We start from the raw sequence: 21,599 nt of genomic DNA, 5'->3' as shown, positions 1-21,599 counted from the left end.
TGGTTAAAGAAATGATGATGATTAATGAAAAAAACAGCTATACTAATAATGTTAATAACTATCCTATCGAAATTGCTTGGATTATTAAGGGATGTTATTCTTTCCTATTTCTATGGAGCTTCAAGTATAAGTGATGCTTATTTAATTGCTTTAACTATACCTGGAGTAATATTTTCTTTTGTTGGTGTGGCTATAACTACAGGATATATTCCAATGTATAGTAAGATTCTAAAAGACTCTGGGGAAGAGAAAGGACTTGAGTATACTAATAATATTATTAATTTAATGCTTTTTTTATCTACATTTATTGTTATTTTCAGCTTAGTATTTACTGATAATATAGTTAGTTTTTTTGCTTCGGGCTTCCAGGGAGAAACATTAACTATAGCTTCAATATTCACAAAGTTTACTATCATAGGTGTATATTTTACTGGCTTGGTATATGTATTCAGCGGATATCTTCAACTAAAAGATAATTATATCGTTCCTGTTTTAATAGGTATTCCTTTAAATCTTATATTTATTTTTTCAATTATATTAAGTTCACAGACTAATTTATTTATCTTAGCAATTGGTACTACTATAGCTTATTTATTTCAATTTCTTATTTTGTTGCCGTCTATTATTAAAACAAGATATAAATATAAATTTTATGTAAATGTAAAAGACGAAAATTTTAAGAATATGATTTACATCGTATTGCCAGTGATTCTAGGCACATCTGTTAATCAAATTAACATATTAATTGATAGAACATTGGCCTCCCAGTTAGTGGTTGGAGGGATATCTGCCTTAAATTATGCTGATAAGTTGAATTTATTTGTGCAAGGGATAGTTGTTACCTCTATAGTTTCAATGACTTTTCCGCTTATGTCTAAGATGTTTGTAAACGATGATAGAGAAGCTTTCAAAAGGACAATATCACAATCTATAATAATTGTTAGCTTGTTAGTTGTTCCTGCGATTTTCGGCTTTATGTTGTTTTCTAAACAAATAGTTTCTTTTCTATTTGGTCGAGGAGAATTTGATTCAAGAGCAATCCTGTTAACTTCAGAAGCTTTGTTTTTTTATTCAATAGGAATGATTGGTTTCGGGTTACATCAGGTTTTATCTAAAGCATTTTATGCTATGCAGGATACCAAAACCCCTGTGGTGAATGCAACAATAGGTTTAGTTTTAAATATTATATTAAATTTGGTGTTATCAAGGTTTTTAGGTATCGGGGGTCTAGCCTTGGCAACTTCGATTTCCTCACTGGTCACAGCTATTCTCTTATTTCTTAGTTTAAGAAAAAAGATAGGAACATTTGGAACAAAGCATATCTCTCTTTCATTCTTAAAAATTCTGGTTGCTTCATTTCTGATGGGGATTTTTGCTAAATTATCATTTAATTATTTAGTGATGGATTTTAGTCAAGATATATCCCTTTTCTTGGCGATTTTGATTGGAACTATCTCATATATTATAATTATCTACTTTATAAAGATAAAAGACGTGGATCTATTTTTGATAGCTGTTAAAAATAGAATTAAACTGATATTTCGTATGTCCTAGTTAGATTTTGTTTTGTTCGAACCTGAAGTATACCATAAATGAGAAACTAATTTTGGTAAGAGTGTTTATTAATCTAGAGTCTGATACATAGAATTGTCATCTTTGCATCAGAGCGTGCCTTGAGTGACCATTAAATATTTATAAAGGTGGTTATTATAGTGAAACTTTAGGGCAGAGTTTTAATAGTGAAAAAATAGCTCACTTGGCTAACCTGCCCTCTTTTCGTTTGAAGGGAATAAGATTATTACTAAGTTCGGGCAATGAGATGTTGGTGTCTAACAGTACAGACGAGTTTCGAAAAGCTCGCATGATCCGATAACAATCACCAGCCATAGTAGAACAGTCTAAAGTTACCGAATGAGCAATAAAGGCTCTGGAAAAGGTGCCGAAATTGTATAAATTTAACCCGGCAATTTTGTATGAAAATACCCGGCCTTGACACCTGTTGGTATAAAACACGCAGAAGGTATTAAGGAGATGTTAGAAGTGGCTGAAATTCTTAAGTTAACAAGAAATATTGCTTGTACTCAGGTGTTGTCATACCTAACATTAAAATAGTTCTCTCGCTATTTGGATAAGTACTATTCTCAGTGTTTTTCGGGTATAGTCATACTAAAAACAATAGGAGGTACCCTTTATGACGACAAAATCTAATATACTGTTGCCGATTGAAGGACCGTTTGATATCTTGAGTAAGACCACAGATGCAAAGTTCATTATAGATGAAATCTAAATCGAATCTTCAACAGCTCGATGCCCTGCTTGAAGAACGCTGTCACACTGCAAGCATAGTCGATACGTTGGCGAGATAAAGGATCTTCCTCTTGGTGAACGACCTGTCTGCTTTCATCTTCACCTTCACAAATGGTTCTGCAGGAATTCGTCTGCGCTCTACCTATATTTTCATGGAACCATTTTCATAGGTGTCTCTTTACCATCAAATGACGATCCGGTTTAAAAACATGCTGTTGCTACTTGCTTTGTTGATGGACAGCTTTTCTTATGAGAAAATGTGTAATGGTATTCGTAACCCGACGGCCGTGATATGCTTCTCTGTAGTATGCTGAAGTAATTGGGACTAGAACTCTTAACTCCTTCTTTTTTTCTTAGAGATTGATAGTTTCGCCTTCATGAAGAGGAAAACACATGGAAAGATTATTGTTGACCTCGCTACATAGAAACTACTTGATATCTACCGACCGGAATAAAGGAGTTGTGACTGCATGGCTTAAAAAGCATTCTCACATTCAAGCTGTAAGCCGGGATAGCTCCAAAAGCTGTGAAAAAGCGATTTTAGTTGCTAACCCTGAGATCTCACAAACCGGCGATAGATGGCATATTTTAGAGCACCTTTTTGACGCTGTTAGAAAGGCGTTGTTTGATTTGGTTCCTTCTCAATGGGAATCACTGAACTCTGAAAGAGAGTTTCATTATGAAATCCGTGCGTCTGCCGCTCCTCTTTGAAAAACGAAACAGCTCACCTTCGGATATCTCGAAATGAAAAACAAGTCTTCAAAATGAAAAAGTTCCCGAAATGATCGTTTTCGCCCGCTGATCCAGTGGGTGTTCTAAAAAGAAAAAAGTATCGAACAGATTGAAATAGCTTACCAAAAAACAGCTTGTTCTTTATAAAGAAGAGTATCGCTTAGTATTCATCAATTGTCCGCAAGAACCATTCCTATTTAACAGTTATCCTTCTACCGCACTTGCCTCATATAGCCACACGCTGCTTCAGTGGCTTTAGTGTATATCTTAGAGCCGTTTCGGCTGATAATTAAATCACTAAATGCTATTTCAGCTATGCGGCCACATCTTCCTTATTTCGAGTTTTTTAAAAATTTATATACATAAAAATAACATGGAAAATATCAGTTCTAATATTCACTTGAAAAATAAAGAATTTGAAACATAAGCTTATTAGTTACTCCTTTTATTGATTTGATTAAACAAGTAAAATGGTGTTGCTTAAGTAATTCTGTAGGCCTCTAGTATTTTGGGTAATGATGGAAAAACTTTTGTTTTATCATGTAGAATGATAGAGAAATGATTGATATATAATTTTAGAAGAGAGGGGATACTGTGAATCGTAGAAAATTCTTATTAAACTTTTTCTTGTGGATTTTGTCATTCATTTTTGGTTATAGAATTGGAGAAAATGGCTCAACCATAATTTCAGATAAAGACAAAAACTTGCTTCCTGGAGAAATGGGAATCTTAAATAAACAGTTGGCTGAAGTTGAGAGGAAAATAAGTGGCTTTTATAACGTAAAAAATTTTCTCTGTGACGATGGTCAATATGTAAAAGGTGATGGTTTACATGATGATACGACGGGGATACAAAGAGCATTAGATAATGCTAGGGGTTCGTTATTTTTTCCTAAAGGGATTTATAGGATTACGGGTACGGATGAAGCTTGCCTTTACTTAAAAAACAATCTTGATATTATTGGTTTGAGCAAAAGAGATTCAGTAATTAGAGCAGATAGTATTGGAAATGAAACTAGTGTAATAAAAATTGCTATAGAAAACAACTTTGGTTTTCAAGATGTTCGTAATTGGCAATTTAAAAATATTTCAGTTGTCATAAATGGCGGAGGCAAACACTCTTTATTAATAAAGGGTGGGATGCAAATGTTAACTTGTAACATTGAAAACAATGATTTAACTGGGAATCTAAATAACGATGGGTATGGTATTTATATAAAAGATAATTTTGCACATTCAAAAATTTCGTTGAATACTTTTAATTCAATTTATTTGAATTGCTATGACGCAAACTTAATTGAAAAAAATATATTTATGAATTCAAAAGTTGCTGTCACTTTTGATCTCATAAACGGAGTTAGAAATAACACAGTTCGTGATAATACTATCGTAAATCGGGATGGTGCAGTCCATATTATTAATGGCGATGTGATTCGTATTACAAATAATCAAATTGAACTAGCTCAAGGTCAAGGAGTAAGTGAATCACCCACTCGTTCAATGATATGGATTCAAGGCGTTAAGCGTACCTGTAAGAACATTGTTATAGAAGATAACAATTTTGGTGGAGGTACGTCTCTTGACTATCTAATTTATATTGACAATGCACAGAAAGCAGTCATATCTAAAAATAATTTTATTTCTACAAATTTAGCGGAAGTTTTTTTTACGGAGAAATCTAGTTATTGTGTTTTGAAACAAGATAATTTGACGAATTCTACACTACCAAATCCAAGAACAAGAACAACTTTTAAAGCAAAAGTTGTCGACAATGGGATAGGTAATGTGGGTGTATTAAAGGATGGGACACTTTTAAAACACCAAAATAACTGGAAGGGAGGAAATTTTTATAAAGATGAAAATGGAATGGTACATTTTTATAGTACGTTAAATGGGGGAGCAACAGCTTCTGGAACAATTTTTGGCATATTACCAGAAGGTTTTAGGCCTTCTGACGACTTGAGACTTCCATTTGCCTGTAGTGACGGTTTAGGTGTTGTGCAGGTTAGTACAGATGGTGTAATTAAGGCAGTCACTTCCGTTCCTTCTAATTTAGGAGTTACTATTCAAAGTTTTCCCTCAGGGACAACAGAATGAAAAGTTATGAATCTAGTGTTAATATCCTGAACACAAAAAAATTAAGTCTGTTAAAAGGAAAATATTAATGGGAGCCTGTGTCGAGAGAAACTAGTCTGGAAATGAGTCAATATCTTTGGGAGCATTAAATAATGCCTACTTAAAAAATAGGTGTGCATTATTTGACGCTAACTCTGTAGCTATGGGGATTTAATTTAGCCTGGCCGTTTTAAAGCAGCGGGGTCACTTTTATAGAGTGTTTGATTATTAACAAAAGAAAAGGCGAGATATAATGCTGAAAAGGATAAAACATAGCTTCCTTGCGGTTATTTGCTTAGTGTTGTTGTTTCCGCTGGCGAGAATGTTCCTTGTGGTGGACGAAGAACCAAAACAGGAGGACGTGATCATTGCTCTGAGCGGAGATGTAGGCCGTCTTGAGAAAGCAGCAAGTTTGTATCATGAAGGCTATGCGGATAAAATAATACTGTCGCTTGCCAATGCATCGGGAATGACAGTGGAAGAAGCAGTGGCATCCGGTGTGCCTGAACAGGATCTCATTTTGGAGGAAGAGGCTACAAGCACGTATAAGAATGCGCTGTATACGAAAGAAAAGATGGTAGAGCAGGGTTTTGATTCGGCTATTGTAGTGTCGTCTGATTATCATATGCGGCGGGTAAAGCTTGTGTTTGAGCAGGTATATCGTGGTAGCGGAATAGAGCTAAAGTATGTGTCTGCATTGCGGAATAGGCAAGATTGGTACAAGGATAAGGAGAATATTCTTTTTACAGCGAGTGAATTTTTGAAGCTGCCGGGGTATATGCTGCAATTGTATAAGTTTGTTGACTTAAAGGGATAACTAATGTGAAGAAAAATGGATCGGTGCGAAATATTGTAAACGTTGTATACAGAACGAGCGGCCGTACCGTATTTTTGGACAAGTCTGCTCGTGCCGGAAGTGTGTATACGTATGGCGTAACAGCTTTGTCCGCTACTGGTGTAGAGAAAAGCAAAGAAGCGTTCGTTGTGAAAGAAGAAAACAACCTTGATGAAGTGCACCCCAATTGTTAGATACCATCTAACAATTGGAGGTGTATTTTTTATGGTTAGGTTTTCAATAGAAGACAAAATGAACGCCGTATGGCGTTATGAATCAGAACCAGAAGGCGTTAAGCGGATTGCAAAGTCGTTAGGAACGAGCCATTCAGTTGTTCATAATTGGATCAAACAATATGAAAAGTATGGAGAGAAGGCATTCGAAAACCGCTATACAACTTATTCCCTACAGGATAAACTAGATGTACTCAATTATATGAACGAGAATGGGGCTTCGCTGCAGGAAACTGCTATCCTATCCGGTTTGCCATTTCCTCTCCAGGTTTAATTAGTTCCTGGCGGAAGCTGTGGGAAACAAAAGGAGTAGATGCCCTATTGACAAAGAAAAAAGGGGCGTCAATCCATGAAGAAAGAAAAAACCAAAAAAGAAAAACAGCCCGAAGTCTCGTTAGAGGCTTTACAGGCAGAAAATGAACGGTTGCGCGCGGAGAACGCCTACCTAAAAAAGTTGAGAGCCTTAGTTCAGGAACGGGAAGTATTCGAACACAAGAAAAATCGAAAATAGTGCGTGAACTAAGGGGACAATTTGCTTTTAACTTACTTTTACAAGTGGCAGGACTTGCCCGCAGTACTTACTATTATTGTTTAAACGCCTCCCGGCGTCCTGACAAGTACAGCCATCTGAAGATGTTAATTGAAAATATTTTTCATGCACACAAGGGGCGTTATGGATACCGTCGCATCACACTAGAACTTCGCCGACGTGCCTTTAAAGTCAATCACAAAACCGTTCGCCGGTTGATGAATGAATTGGGGATGAAGAGCTTAGTACGCATGAAGAAATATCGCTCATACAAAGGGAAATTAGGCAAGGTTGCCCCTAACCTTCTCAAGCGTGATTTCCAAGCATCAAGACCCAATCAGAAATGGGTGACGGATGTAACCGAGTTTCATCTCTTCGGAGAGAAGCTTTACCTGTCTCCGGTACTAGATCTCTTCAATGGCGAAGTCCTTGTGTATAATATCGAATCCAAGCCTGTTTATCCACTTGTCGGAAAAATGATCGAACAAGCCGTGACACACTTAAAAGATGGAGACGAAGTCATTCTCCACTCAGATCAAGGATGGCATTATCAAATGAAGCAGTACGACCATGTACTAAAACAACATGGCATACGTCAAAGCATGGCCCGTAAGGGAAATTGTTTAGATAATGCCGTTATGGAAAGCTTCTTTAGGATATTAAAATCGGAACTTCTATATCTACAGAAGTTTAAAAACCTTGCTCATTTCAAAGAGGAACTCGAAGAGTATATCAATTACTATAATCACAAATGAATCAAGACAAAATTAAAGGGCATGAGCCCGGTGGAATACCGAACGCATGCCCTAGAGGCTGCTTAATAAATTATGTGTCTAACTTTTTGGGTTCACTTCATGACGGTGCTTTTTACGATATTACGTCTTTAAACCGTGCATATAAAGAAATTACGTACTTGGCACAGGGGACTATTGCGAACGGGGGTACGAACGGCTATTTTCACCCGGGACAGCCGGTTACGCGTGCTGAAGCGGCAACAATGATTGGCCGGGCGTTAAACCTGGACGGCACCCAAGCAGAAAAGCGCCTTTAAAGACGTGAGTGCCGGCATGTTTGCATCAGGGTATTTTGAATCTGCGGTAGATAAGAAGATTTTGTCGGGCTATAAGGGCGGGACCTTTAAGTCTTATGGAAACATCACACGCGGTGAAATGGCGCTGATGATTAGCCGGGCATTCGGATATGAGTATGGAAATGCTGCCTCCCAAGCGCAGCGGGCACTTATGACAAGAGGCATTGCACAGGGAATGACGGATGGCCAGTTTGGCTCACAGCTTAGCATCATTCGTTCTGACTTTGCGGTCTTTTTAGCGAGGGCACTTGATCCAACATTGCGCATCGGAAGTGAAGCGGCTTCGGTTGAAGAAGAGCGTTTAGAAAAATAATCAAACAAAGGGCTGCCGGGGGTTTCCTCGGCAGTCCTTTAGCCTGCTTCATTATGGTTATGCTGTTTTATAAATGGTAGATATGATTTGATAAAACGTGTAACTATCTGCCCCTTTTCTCTGTAATAATAGTATTTTGTTATAAAAAACCGCCGCTCCATCCGAATGTGAAGGTGACACGGGCTCAATTCTCTGCTTTTCTGGTAAGAGCGTTAAATGATGACTTTAAAGTAGAGTTACCGTCAGTCCCTGTGGGCTATGTAAAGGATAAAAAGTAAAACCTACTATTATGATTCCGATGATATGGACAGCTACTCGTATAAATTCTCAGGCAAAAAATATTTTGAATGGAATCTGTGGAACGTATGAAGGAATGAAAAATACGAGATTACGTCTACGACAAAAAAATTACAACAAAGGCCGGAACATTCCGTAACGTCATCGAAGTAACGTAGATGATGGCGGCGTGGATTACTATGCGTCAAACGTTGGTTTGATTAACACGATTTTTGAAGGCATCACGAAGGTGGAACTCGTTAAAATTCAGTAATCAACAGCTGTGAAAAAGCAGAAGGGCGGTGTTCCTTCTGCTTTTTGTTTTGTTTTATACACAAGTGAACAAAAAGGCAGGTAAAGGGTTTTCCAGGGGCGGGTTTCCTGAAAAATTGCATCCGAATTGTGCTATAATGAAAGGATGGAAGAACAAGCTTTTATATGTAATGAAGCAGGTGAACCAATGATTCAAACAAGCTTGAAAATATACAGGTGTCCATTGACGCTGACGAATAGAGCAAAAGATAAAATGCGGGAGCTCGGGCTGGAGGAGCGCTCGTTTTTTTCGTTGGACGCATCTTTTACCGTTTATATAGAAAAGTATCCGCCGTCTGCGGACCGGCTTCTTTCTGTTGCCCTGTTTTTTGATAACCAGGCAAACAAACGGCTGGCAGCAGCGAGCAACAACGCGGTCATTGTGCTGCACTGCGTGGCGGAAAAAGACCGGTTTATTGCAACAAATGTAACGGCGCGTGCCCCTCATACGCCGGTGCAGACGAACTGGCGCCGCCCGGCTTCCATTGCCTTTCAGGAAACACGGCGGGAAATGCCGCTTGATCTGATTCGTGCCATTCACGGCATGCCGGTCGCAAAGGAAAGCTCGGAGTATGTGAAAAAGCGGATCGCCAGCTGGGAAGGCTATTTGACGATCCAGGAGCGGGATGCCGATATTCCTGACATCACAGCGGGCTACGCAGGAATGACGTTTAACGGCGACTTCAGCCGGGTGACGCTGAACGGCTGCCGGCTCAAGGAAGAGGAATGGAAGCTGCTCAAAGACTTAAGTGTGAAGTTTAGAGGAATGGATCAGGATGCTGGCAAAGTGCTGAGGGCAAACCGCGGCGCCGGGACGGTCGAAATTGAATTGAGCGGCCCGATGGCGGAACGCGCGCGGAAGCAGCAGTTTACTACGGCACAGAAAGAAGTGGTATTCAGCAACTTTGCCACACTGAGCCAGGTGAAGCGGCTGCGGCAGGGATTTAAGCATTTAGAGGACGGGCTTGCGGCCAATCCGGATTTGGAGCGGATTTTATTTGAGAAAAAGCCGCCGCTCAAGCCGCCGAAAAAGCTTGGCAGCCTGCAGTTTCATAACCGGCTGAACGAGTTTCAGCGGCGTGCGGTAACAGGTGCGATGGAGGCGGAAGACCTGTATGTGATTCAGGGACCGCCGGGCACGGGAAAAACAACCGTCATTTCGGAAATCTGCCTGCAAAATGCACGGGCAGGGCTGCGTACATTAGTTGCTTCCCAGTCCAACCTGGCGGTAGACAATGCGTTAGGGCGCCTGTTAGCCAATAAAGACACCCGTATTCTCCGGGTTGGCCGCACCGAAAGCATTGAAGAAGAAGGCAAAAAGTTTATCGAAGAGAACGTTGGCCAGTACTGGAAGGATCATACGCTTCATGAAGTATCCGCCCAATTTGATGCAAGAAAAAAAAGAGAAGCAGAGCTTGAAGCGGAGTGGGCGGAGAATGAACGGGAGCAGGAACAGCTGAAGCCTCTGTTGGCTCAAGCAGAAGCAGCTGTTGCCGAAAAAAAACGAGCAGCGAGCTTATATGAAGAAGGACAGTCCTTTCTCCAAAATGAACAACAGCGGCTTCAGGAAGCAGAAGCCGAAATCCAGACGCTGCAAAAGCGCGAGGAAGAAATCGAACAGGCTCTCCGTATATTAATAACTTCTATTGAAAAGGGTGAAGCCTTTCTGGCAAGTGAGCCAGGGCTTGACGACATCCAGCGGGAATGGGAAGCTCTTCAAAAAGAAATCGAAGCCCTTCATCATGCAGTAGCCTGTGAAGAACTCCAGGAAGAGATCGAGAGAAAAGGACGGGCACTTCAAGAGGCAGCCGCCGAGGAAGAGCAGTATCTTCAAATGCTGCAACAGGCAGAAGCCGTTTATAGAAAAGCATCTGATGTGAAACGAATCGATGCGTTAAAGTGGCTGATGCTGGAACAAAATATAGAACGGTCGCCGCGCATCGTACAGCTGCTGGAAGAACTCGATCACCTTCGCGGAGAAATGAACCAGCTGACGAAGCTGAAGGCATACAATGACCAGTTAAACAGGGCTGTTTCTTATATGGAAGGGCTGCTCGCTAGATATAACATGCCTTTTGGAGAGCTGCAGCAGCGTGCCGGCCAAACGTCTTCTTCCCACTCCGCAGAGGAAATCGACGGGTTTTTAAACCGGTTAAGAGCCGCGTTAAAAAGCGGGACGAATATCGATTCAAGGAGTGGAGCCGCATTTTTAGAAGGGCTGTACGTACGGCGGCATTCAATCTGGCGAAGAGCGAAGCGATTCAAGCCTTTTGAAGAATACAAGCAGCACGCACAGGATGCTTTTCTGTTTTTAAAACGGAATGTGCTCGAGCAGCTGCGCCGAAAGCAGGAGGGGGACAGAGCGGCTTATGAAGCACTGCGACAAACCCTCGACGGGCAGCGGGAAGAGCTTGAAGCACTTGAACAGAAGTACCGGCAGATGGTGTCACTGGGCGAGCCGATTCCAAATGCGAAAGCAGTACTTGGCCAGCAGGAAACAAGAGCGCTTCTTTTAGAAAAGAAAAAGCAGAAACTCGAAGAAACGAAGAAGCGGTTGGAAGAGAACCGGCGTGAACAAGCACAAAAAGCTGCGGAAAGAGATGCAGCAACGGAGAGCCGTGCGCAAGCAGAAGCACAAATAGAAGCACTGCAAAATACGATTCAAGAAAAGAATGAAGAATTGACGCCGCTTCAAGCGATTTTGAATACGAATCCAGAAGCGGAACATGAAGAGCTGCTAAAGCAAATGGCGAGTCTTTCTTTTACGCGGGAATCACTCAAGCAGGAACGGCAGCGCCTGCCGCTTTTCCAGTCCATTCAAGGGGAATGGCTGTCTCTTCTCCAAGAAGCGAGCGATCACGATCTGGATGAAATCCGCAAGCTGTATGTAAAGCATGCGAATGTGATCGGCACCACCTGTGTGGCATCTGCGCGCAAGGATTTTATCGACAGCTATCCGGTTTTTGATGTGGTTATCATTGACGAAGTGTCAAAAGCTACGCCGCCGGAGCTTCTTTTGCCAATGCTGAAAGGAAAGAAAGTTATCCTGGTTGGTGACCACCACCAGCTGCCGCCGCTTTTAGGAAACGACACGCTGGAAGAAACGCTGCAGGAGCTGGCAGAAGAAAAGGAAGAGTTCGCCGGCAAAGCGGAGCTGAAAGGGCTGCTTGAGGAATCACTGTTTGAGCGTTTGTTTAAAAGCGTGCCGGACACGAACAAAACGATGCTCGCCATCCAATACCGCATGCACGAAAACATTATGGAAACCATTACGCCGTTTTATGAAGGTGAAAAGGACCGGCTTCAATGCGGCCTGCCGGACTCGGATGCAGCGCGCGACCATCTCCTGGAATCGCCGCTCATTCGCCGGAACAATCATTTGCTGTGGCTCGATATGCCGAATGAACCGGCATTTTTTGAAGAACGCATGAAAGGCGGCAAAAGCTTGTACAACCCGGCGGAGCTGCGGGAAATCGGTTCTCTGCTGAAAGAACTGGATGAAGCAGCGGCGCAGGCGATAGAAGCCGGCCGAATGAACGCGGAGGAAAAGAAAAGCGTCGGCGTGATCAGCTTTTACGGCGAACAGGTGAAAAAGCTGAACCGTCTTATTGAACAGGAGTTAGGGCTGCAGCACCTGACGATTCGCACAGGAACAGTGGACCGGTTCCAGGGCATGGAAATGGACGTCATTATTTTGAGTATGGTACGCAATCATCAAAACAAGCATGACGATATCGGCTTTGCCCGCGATTACCGCCGTCTGAATGTTGCCCTTTCAAGAGCGAGGGAGCTGCTTGTGTTGGTCGGCAGTACGAAAATGTTTACCGAACGGACGAAGCAGGCTGCGACAAGAAAGATGTACAAGCACGTATTAGAAACAGCCGGGCGGCAAAACGGCGTACGCGTGCTTGAAGAAAGCAGAGGATAAGCAGAATGAAGAAAACAATCGAAAAGCTGCGCGCAAACCTGCTCGAAAACCCGGCAGTGGAAATCAAAGAGTCAGCCGTATGGCAGCTGCCGGTCATCACTTATGCCGTCACGTTTAAACGGGTGAAGCGGCTGAAGATGGATATTTTAATGAAAATGCTGCTGCTCGCGTTTAATCAAACCGATATCCGCCGGGCGGCAAACCTGGCTGAAATGCTGCTCGTCGAAGAGCTGTTTATTGAAGATTTGATTCAAAAAATGCTGCGGAGCGGTTCCATCCGGATGGAACGAGAAGGCTACAAGCTGACCGAACGAGGCCAGGCGCAGCTGGCAGAAGGCATTGTTGAAGAAGAGATGGATGAGGAAGAAACGACTCTTACCTACAGCCCGGTTCACGACGAGTTTTGGCCGGCAGCCGAAGAGCAGGAAGAAGGAGATCCGCTTTACCGCTACCCGGCCGAACGGGAGATGACAGCGGAGCGCTTCTTGCAGGCACTAGCGGAAGAAGATACGGAACGGGCAGACGAAGAATTTCAAACACCAGTATCAGAAGTGACCGATTTTGAAGAACGGTTTACTTCACACGTTTCCTGCCTGGAGTTTCGGCTGTATAATAAGGAGCAGGATATTTTTTACGCACGTGTCTGGAATACGCATCTGGAGCGCTGGGACGAAGCGCTTGAAAAACAAATCGAAGAACAAGAGCGGCTGGAATGGCGCGAAAAGTGGCTTCCGGCTGACGAGTAAAGAGGGTGTCTTTAAGACAGCCCTCTTTTTTATGGCCGGAAACTAGCATGTATGGCCGGAAAAAGCGGATCAGGGCCGGATTATCGTCCGTAATGGCCGGAAAAAAGAAAATCCGCCCATCCCGCAAGCTTTTCCGGCCCAAACAAGGAGGTTTCTATGCCTTACCTTGTAATAAACATTTGAGTATAGTACCGGTTGTAAACGCCAACGCCGATTTCTTTAAAATCCGGATTTAAAATATTGCTTCGGTGCCCGGGACTGTTCATCCAGCCTTCCATCACGGCTGCTGCATCCGCATAACCGGCGGCAATGTTTTCGCCAGCGGTTATATAATGAAGTCCAAAGTCTGTTAACATATCAAACGGGCTGCCATATGTCGGGGAGTTATGGGCAAAATAACCCCGGTCGTGCATATCCTTTGATTTCGTCCGCGCAACAAAGCTGACATCGTTTGCCAGTTTCACAGGGGCTAGGCCGTGTTTTGCCCGCTCCTCGTTTACTAGCTGTCCAATCGCTTTTTCAATGGCATTCGGAACAAAGGAAGGATCAATCGTATCGTTCGGCTTTTCATCTGTTCCTAAGAAGTTATCAATATTTAGCATGAAAATGGCCATCTGCCCGCGCGACACAATGCCGTCCGGGCTGTACTGGTTACTGCCTGTGCCGTTTGTCAGGCCATTGGCTGCAAGCGAATTAATATAGGAAGCGTAAGGATGAGAAGAAGGTACATCGGTAAACGGCACATCAGGGGTTCCGCTTAATCCGAGTGCTCTCACAACGGTGCGGGCCAATTCTGCGCGTGTTACCTTTGCGTCCGGATAAAAACGATTGCCGAGTTCGAATACATTCTGGTAAGCATAGTAGGCGATATACGGAAAAGCGGCCTGGCCCGGGGCAACATCAGAATACGGAAGCCTTGCATTTTGATAGCCGTCAATGCCTTGAACACGCCCTAAAAAAATCGTACTCTGGGCGCGGGTTACCGGGTTGTTCTGGCGGAATGTTCCATCCGGGAAACCGGAAATCAGTCCGCGGGCGGCCATTTCTTCTACCGCTTCATACGCTTTTTCATTTGGATGTACGTCCGGGAAGGCAGTGGCCTGGGCTGAATGGCTCCAAAGAGAGACAGTTACAAAAAAGCTGGTCAACAAAGCAGCGAATTTCTTCATTTTATTCCCTCCATTCTTTTTTAGCCTATTCTATAAAACTATACCTCGTTCCATAAATTTGTAAAACTCATCCAGTTCATAAAGTAGAAGAATTCTATTTATTTTTTTAATCCTTTATTTACTTTTAAAAAAATCCGCCGATAAACCTGGTAGGGTACAGCCGTAGAAATGCGGTGCCACAAAGCTACAGGGGCTAAAGCGATGTGCCAGGCCAGCCAGCTGCCATACCCTAAAGACCGAAGGAGGAACAGGGAATGAAGAAAAAATGGACACCAGCCGTTGCAGCCGTGCTTGCAGCAGGCGTTATGTTTTCGGGAGAGGGAATCACATTTGCGGCTCAGGTGGAAAGCACGCCATACAACGCGCTTGCGAGCAAAAAAGAAAATCAGGGACAAGCGCAGCAGTTTAAATCAATCGATAAGCAGCTTGATAAAATTGAAGAAAAACTGCTTCAATACAAAGAAAAAATGAACAAAATCAAAGAAGAACAAAAGCAAGAAGAAAGCGATGAAACGCCAGCAGAAACTCCGGTAGAAGCACCGTCAGAAGAGGAAGCCCCGGCTGAAGAGGAAACTTCAGCAGAAGCACCATCAGAAGAGGAAGCCCCGGCTGAAGAGGAAACTCCAGCAGAAGCACCGTCAGAAGAGGAAGCTCCGGATACTGAGGAAATCATCACAGCCAGCACCAACTCTGCTGAAGAAACAGAGTTGGCGGGAGAAGAAACTGGAAACAACGACAATTCAATCTCAGAAGAGGATAAAGAGGAAAAAGAAGTAGAAAAAGATTTGGAAGGTCAGTCGGGCTACCGTGGGAAATTCCAGGCACTTGAAAACCGCTTAAATGCTCTTACCAAACAAGTAACGTCTCTTTCATCAAAAGGTGCTGATACAGAAGCCGTTGCTGAACGTCAAGCTCGTATTGCATCCCTAAAGCAGGAGGTTCAAAGTGTACTAGCTTCTATTGGCCAGATTGAAGAAGAGATTCAAGCTGAAATCAAGGCTGATAAAGCAGTAAAGGAAAAAGCGCCGAAAAAGGATATTTCGCTTACAAAAGGCTGGACAATTAAGTTCAGCAAGAGTATTGATGCAAATACACTATCAACGCTTGATATTGTCGTCATGGATGCAGAAGGAAGCCTTGTAGAAACCACATTCACATATTCAGAGGAAACAAAATCGATTACCATTACACCACTTCATCCATACCAAAAAGGTACAGTATACACGCTTTACATTGGAAAGGATATTCAAGGTACAGATGGTGTTCCATTAAAAAATACAGTAAAAATGGATTTCACAACAGAAGCAGATGCAACTGAAGCAGCCAGCGTAAAAGCAGCGGGATTTTCTGATGTACCAGACCGCTACCAGGAGGCTGTGCAGGCAATGGTAGATCAGGGTATTACATCCGGTGTTGGCGCTGGCAAGTTTGGGGTCGATCAGCAGATTAAACGGATTGATGCAGCGGTCATGCTGGCAAAAGCGTTAAAGCTTGAGCTTGACGCGGCACCGGATTCAGGATTTAAAGACGTGCCCAAGCGTGCCCAAAAAGCGGTAAATGCGCTTGTGAAAGCCGGTATTCTTTCTGGCAAAACAGCCACCACGTTTGGCGCAGACCAAACACTCACACGTGGAGAATTAGCGATTATTTTAACACGTGCATTCAAGCTGTCTGGTAATTCAGAGACGCTGACGTTCAAAGACGTACCAGCACGCTATGAAGCATCGGTAAAGGCGATGGTCGCAAACGGTATTACAAAAGGAAAAACAGCTACGGCTTTTGGTACGGCAGATCCCGTTAAGCGCGGAGAGTTTGCGGTACTCTTCCATAACATACAGGCTGCTGAATAAGATATAAAAGCCATTTGAAATTTAGTAAGCATGAAAAAAGGAGCTATCTAATATGAGACAGCTCCTTTTTTGCTTGTTTTTTAACCTTCATCAATTCAGAAATCGTTTTTCCATTGTATGTTTGTTTGATAATTCCTGTATTTGGCGCATAGTAGCTGATAAAGCCTTCGCTTGCTTTAATAGTGACAACGCCGATGCTAGTGATTTTATACGTGATTCCATCATCCCGCGTTTTTCCTGCCTTAATTAGTCTGTGTAGTATTCAGACTCCCGCCAGTCTATCTAAAACCCTTTATTGTTTCCATCAAAAGGTAGGTTGCTGCCGGTAGAGGTTTCCTGCCACTCATCCCAGCCATTGTACTTGCCTACATACGTGCTTTTAAATATCTCACCCTTTGTTTTGTATATTTTGTATAGTTACATCTTCGTTTTATTCATTGAGTAGCTGTACATGCGCAGGCACTTCGATGAAACACAGCTGCATTTTCCTTTAAAGCCCATTTGGCTCCAGCCGATTTTAGACAGTGAATAAAATGACACAGACATATTATTTTTCGGTGAACGAGTAACCTTATAGCCCGTTCCTGGGCCGCTTCGGACATTCAGTACACCGCTATTTATGCTGACGTGGCCGACCTTTGCGTTGGCTGCGGGCCGAATGCAGCGGAAAGATTCAAAATAAGAGCCAAAGCAACACAAACAAGTTTTTTCATCCTTCCTTCTCCTTTATTGAAAATAGGAATATGGTACTGCGTCAAAATCAAAAAGTTCTCAAAAAAAGAGAACAAAACAATGGTGAGGAGTTTTTCCTGTTAAAGGTAACTTAGGAATGTAAAAGACTTTTTAACAATTTGATAAAGGAAAAACAAAACAAGGGTTGTCAGCCAATTTGTTCTAAATAAAGAAAAATCGTAGACGTTTTGTTCTTTATAAGATACTATTAGTTCTGTCATTTTTTTGAAAGAGCAATTTGTTCTTTATACATAATATAACCAGCCAGTAAGTGAAAAGAATTCCATTAAAAAGAAGGCTCTTTTCATACTCAAAAGATAGAAGCTGAGTTGTGGGAAAGGGGTAAAATGATGAAAAAAGTATCACGATGGTCAATAAGTGCCATTTTAGTTGCGTCAGCTGTATCTGGAAATCTGGGAACAACAGCCCAGGCTGACGATACTCATTTGATGAATGATGATTTTGAAGGAGCATCCTGGTCTCTAAACCCGACAGATGCAGCAAGTACCAGCTTAGGCTCCTACAATGTATTAGTAAGCAGCAATAAAGGAGCAGCATGGATCTATAATCCACAAGATAATTATGCACAGATTACAAGCGATCCGCTGCGCGAAGGCAATCGAGCGATCAAGCTGTATGACAATCAGGATGGGGCAGCGGACAAAGGCGGAGCGATCCGCATCTACAACCGCAGCTTTACTCCACAGACAGCAGGGAAAACGGTTATCACGGAGTTTGATTTTATGGCGGAAAAAGTGGGTTCAAGCACCCGGTTCCGCTTAACAAACGCAGGGATCAACACGGCTCTTGCCTCACTTGAATTGGACGGGAAAGGGCTTGTTTATCGAAAAGCAGATGGAACAACCGCTTCTTTGCTGCCATCTATACAGGCCGGCACATGGTATCACGTAAAACTCGAAGTAGATATGACGCGTGAAGTATACAGTGTGTTTGTGAGCGGAGGAGGCACAGCCGAACTGCGCGGCGAGCCATTCAACCAGAAAGTCACGGACTTTGGAAATATTGATATCAATACCGGAAACAGTTCGGTCTCAACACTTTACGTAGACAATATTCAAGTGTACAACCCATCCATTGTGCCAGCGGCGCCGGCAGGGGTAACTGCTGAAGCAGGCAATACGCAGGTGAAGCTTTCCTGGAACCCGGCAAGTAATGCTTCTTCCTATACGGTGAAAAGAAGCACATCGCCAGATGGATCTTATACGACGGTTCAATCGAATATAACCGATCTGGCATTTCGCGACACAGGCTTACAGAACGAAACAACCTATTATTATAAAATCAGCGGCGTGAACTCGGTCGGAGAAGGGACGGGATCGGCTGCGGTCAGCGTAACACCATCTTCTGCTGTTCCATTGCCACAAGCACCGGCAGGCATTTCCGCTTCATCAAGAAATGCATCTATTAACCTGTCATGGGAAGCCGTACAGGGAGCGGATTCTTACACAATCAAGCGCAGTACGTCACCAGACGGGCCCTTTGTGGAAGCTGCTTCAAATGTTACGACCCCCTCTTATTGGGAAAAAGGTCTTAATAACGACACAGCCTACTATTACAAAGTGCAGGCGAATGGCATAGGCGGACAGGGATCAGATTCAGAAACCATCTCTGTTATGCCGGCCACCCCGCAGCCGCACCCGGCAAACGTGACGGCTCAATCCGGAGATCAGCGGGTGGACCTGGCCTGGAGCCCGGCTGACTCGGCTGATGCTTACATCGTAAAAAGAAGCACAACAGACGGCGGACCGTATACAACGCTAGGCAAAACAAGTTCGTTGTCTTATTCGGACACAGAGGTTCAAAATGGCAGCCGCTATTACTACGTTGTAACAGCCGTTCATGGAACAAATGAAAGCATGATTTCAGACCAGGTAAAAGGAAGACCGGAGAAAGAAACAGCCGGAGCGCCAAAAGCGCCAGCCGGTTTCAAAGCGGAAACGGGTGATCAATCTGTCGAATTAACATGGGATAAAAGTGAAGGAGCGTCTTTTTACACGGTGAAAAGAAGCGAAGCGAGCGGTGGGCCGTATACAGCAATAGCCGAAAAGCTGACTTCTCCTTCTTACACAGATCGTGAAGCTGCAGAAGGAAAAACGTATTACTATGTCGTGTCGGCTTCGGATGAAAAAGGGGAAAGCCGCACGACGGATGAGCAGGCAGCAGAAGCCGCTCAGGTGATCCAGGTGGCGAAAGACGGAACAGGAGACTTCGATACAATCCAGGGCGCTGTTGATTCTATTCCAGCCGACAACTCAAAGCGTGTGGTCATCTCCATTAAAGACGGTCTTTATAAGGAAAAAGTAGCTGTTACACAGCCGTACGTAAGCTTTACCGGGGAAAGCCGCACTGGAACAATCATTGAATGGGACGATTATGGCGGCACAAATGGCCAGTCCGGAAATGTTGGCAGCACGTTTAAAAGCCAGACGGTCGGCATAACGGGCGATTATTTTACCGCATCCAGCCTGACGATTTTAAACAGCCGGGCGCCTCGTTCTGAATACGGGACGGCAGTCGCGCTATCGGTGAAAAGTGACCAGGCGGTATTTGAGCAAGTCAATATCCTTGGCCATCAGGATACTTTATATACAGGCAGCGGCAGACAGTACTACCGTGATGCTTATATCGAAGGAGACGTCGACTTTATCTTCGGTGAGGCACCGGCCGTTGTCTTTGACAGAAGTGAAATACGCAGTGTAGGAACGAACGGGTATGTAACGGCAGCCGCCCAGGCAAAAGAAAGTGATCCGGGTCTTGTCTTTTTAAACTCCCGTCTGACAAAAGCGGATTCCGCGACAAAGGTGTACTTAGGACGACCATGGAAAAACTATGCCGACACTACATTTATTAACACATGGATGGATTCTCATATCATGGCGCAGGGCTGGTCAGAATGGTCCGGCAAACTGAACCATGAGCAGGCGAGCTACGCGGAGTATAACAGTACGGGACCAGGCGCTAACGCCAAAAGCCGTGTCGGCTGGTCGAGGCAATTAACCGCCGCCGAAGCGAGCGAATTGACTGTTCCGGGTATTTTTGAAGGCTGGAACCCAGCCCAAAAAACCGTGCCGCATTATATCAGCGAGCAAGCAGAAGTAAAACATGAAGTAAGCTTTTATGCAGACAACGGTTCCGCTGTTCAAACACAAACGGTCCATGATCAGGAAACAGCGGTAAAACCAGCTGATCCAGCAAAAGAAGGCTACACATTCGCCGGCTGGTATACAGATGAACAGGGACAACATGCCTTTGACTTCACACAGCCAGTTACAGAAACCCTTGTTTTGTATGCCCAATGGACAACAGACAGAGAGCCGGTAAAAGTGGAAGTGACAGAGGATATGCTCGATCAAACGGGCAATACAATCGAGCTGGCGGCGCCAAAAGCAACACCAAGAACTAAGTTCATATTTACATCTGCCGCATGGGATATCATTAAAACGGCTGAAAAAGATGTAACGCTGAACATAAACGGGGCTGCTGTCACGATTCCAGTGAAAAGCCTTCTTGCCATCAGCGAGGCTACAAACGATAACACAACCGTCACCGTTACCACGGAAGAAGCGCAAGATGAGAAAACCGATGCCGTATTTACATCAAACATCCTGAGCATCGAGGTTGCAGACAGCCAGACAAATCAAACAGTAACGTCTGTCAGCGAACCGATGCGTATTGCGATAAATATGGGGGGCCATGTGTCCGCTGCTGCGCAGGAAGCCCAGTTTGGTGCATCATATAATGAAGAAACCGATCAATGGCAGTACGCAGGAGGCAAGCTTGAAGACAGCGAATGGGTGATCGAAACAAGAAAGCTGACGTCTTTCGCTGTCCTCCAAAACAGCCGGACATTTGATGATATTCAGTCCCATTGGGCGAAGACACCGATTGAGCAGCTGGCTTCCCGCTTTATCGTCTATGGAACATCGGACACGGCGTTCTCGCCGGATGAATCCGTGACGCGTGCGCAATTTGCGGTATTGCTTGCCCGAATGCTGAATATCCCAACAACCGAATTGACGGGTACATTTAAGGATGTAACCGCAGGCCAGGCATGGTCTGCCGCTTATATTGAAGCCGCAGGGAGAATGGGCATTGTCAGCGGCTTCCCGGACGGCACCTTCCACCCGGGCCAGGTGATCACACGCCAGGAAATGGCCGCTATGATCGTCCGTGCCATGAAAGTAGGAGATCCGGACGTAATTCAAAGCACAGAACCGCCGATTGTCTTTAAAGATGCGAGTGGGATTAGCCCAAGATTCAAAGAAGAAATCCAGATCGCTGCCCGTGCCGGCTTGATCAAAGGCCGCAACAATGGAAACTTTGATCCGCTTGCAAACGCAACCCGGGGAGAAACAAGTGCGATTTTATACCGCATTTTAACAAAGCAATAAGCATGGATTGAATAAACAAA

Annotated in this window: 12 protein-coding genes, 1 pseudogene and 1 riboswitch; of the genes and pseudogenes, 12 read left to right on the top strand and 1 reads right to left on the bottom strand. The window is 43.7% G+C overall.

Going from position 1 to position 21,599, the window contains the following annotated elements; all coding sequences use genetic code 11:
- Positions 1 to 24 precede the first annotated feature (24 nt).
- The 10 genes and pseudogenes from murJ (at position 25) to L2D08_RS01810 (ending at position 13,416) form a co-directional block, all read left to right on the top strand.
- Positions 25 to 1,554 (top strand): murein biosynthesis integral membrane protein MurJ, encoded by a 1,530-nt coding sequence (murJ, locus tag L2D08_RS01855; protein WP_242232010.1) that lies wholly within the window; start codon positions 25 to 27, stop codon positions 1,552 to 1,554.
- A 1,146-nt stretch (positions 1,555 to 2,700) separates the two neighbouring features.
- On the top strand, positions 2,701 to 3,018 hold the full coding sequence (locus L2D08_RS01850; protein WP_242232009.1) for a transposase: 318 nt from the start codon (positions 2,701 to 2,703) through the stop codon (positions 3,016 to 3,018).
- Positions 3,019 to 3,633: 615 nt separating this feature from the next.
- On the top strand, positions 3,634 to 5,136 hold the full coding sequence (locus L2D08_RS01845; RefSeq protein WP_242232008.1) for a right-handed parallel beta-helix repeat-containing protein: 1,503 nt from the start codon (positions 3,634 to 3,636) through the stop codon (positions 5,134 to 5,136).
- 271 nt (positions 5,137 to 5,407) lie between these two features.
- Positions 5,408 to 5,971: a YdcF family protein gene (locus L2D08_RS01840; protein ID WP_242232007.1), complete on the top strand. Its 564-nt coding sequence runs from the start codon at positions 5,408 to 5,410 to the stop codon at positions 5,969 to 5,971.
- 5 nt (positions 5,972 to 5,976) lie between these two features.
- A complete protein-coding gene (locus tag L2D08_RS01835) occupies positions 5,977 to 6,183 on the top strand; it encodes a hypothetical protein (protein WP_242232005.1) in 207 nt (68 codons plus the stop codon).
- A 31-nt stretch (positions 6,184 to 6,214) separates the two neighbouring features.
- Positions 6,215 to 7,572: pseudogene (locus tag L2D08_RS01830) on the top strand (IS3 family transposase).
- A gap of 20 nt (positions 7,573 to 7,592) precedes the next feature.
- Positions 7,593 to 7,802: an S-layer homology domain-containing protein gene (locus L2D08_RS01825; RefSeq protein WP_242232003.1), complete on the top strand. Its 210-nt coding sequence runs from the start codon at positions 7,593 to 7,595 to the stop codon at positions 7,800 to 7,802.
- Positions 7,803 to 7,818: 16 nt separating this feature from the next.
- Complete coding sequence (locus tag L2D08_RS01820) at positions 7,819 to 8,154, top strand: S-layer homology domain-containing protein (RefSeq protein WP_242232002.1); 336 nt, start codon at positions 7,819 to 7,821, stop codon at positions 8,152 to 8,154.
- A 736-nt stretch (positions 8,155 to 8,890) separates the two neighbouring features.
- Positions 8,891 to 12,670, top strand: a complete 3,780-nt coding sequence (locus tag L2D08_RS01815; RefSeq protein WP_242232001.1) for a DEAD/DEAH box helicase — start codon at positions 8,891 to 8,893, stop codon at positions 12,668 to 12,670.
- A 5-nt stretch (positions 12,671 to 12,675) separates the two neighbouring features.
- A complete protein-coding gene (locus tag L2D08_RS01810; RefSeq protein ID WP_242232000.1) occupies positions 12,676 to 13,416 on the top strand; it encodes a hypothetical protein in 741 nt (246 codons plus the stop codon).
- A gap of 161 nt (positions 13,417 to 13,577) precedes the next feature.
- Here L2D08_RS01810 and L2D08_RS01805 read toward each other — a convergent pair whose 3' ends face one another.
- Positions 13,578 to 14,585 (bottom strand): S-layer homology domain-containing protein, encoded by a 1,008-nt coding sequence (locus L2D08_RS01805; RefSeq protein WP_242231999.1) that lies wholly within the window; start codon positions 14,583 to 14,585, stop codon positions 13,578 to 13,580.
- A 143-nt stretch (positions 14,586 to 14,728) separates the two neighbouring features.
- A riboswitch (cyclic di-GMP riboswitch) is annotated at positions 14,729 to 14,812 on the top strand.
- Positions 14,813 to 14,839: 27 nt separating this feature from the next.
- On the opposite strand from L2D08_RS01805, the gene L2D08_RS01800 reads away from it, so the two are divergent.
- Positions 14,840 to 16,435 carry an S-layer homology domain-containing protein gene (locus tag L2D08_RS01800; protein ID WP_242231998.1) on the top strand — a complete coding sequence of 532 codons (1,596 nt, stop codon included), beginning with the start codon at positions 14,840 to 14,842 and terminating at the stop codon, positions 16,433 to 16,435.
- 1,082 nt (positions 16,436 to 17,517) lie between these two features.
- Complete coding sequence (locus L2D08_RS01795) at positions 17,518 to 21,579, top strand: pectinesterase family protein (RefSeq protein ID WP_242231997.1); 4,062 nt, start codon at positions 17,518 to 17,520, stop codon at positions 21,577 to 21,579.
- Positions 21,580 to 21,599: the final 20 nt, after the last annotated feature.

This window comes from Domibacillus sp. PGB-M46, from assembly GCF_022668875.1.
Lineage (GTDB): Bacteria > Bacillota > Bacilli > Bacillales > Domibacillaceae > Domibacillus.
This window is presented reverse-complemented; position numbering and strand designations above follow the sequence as displayed.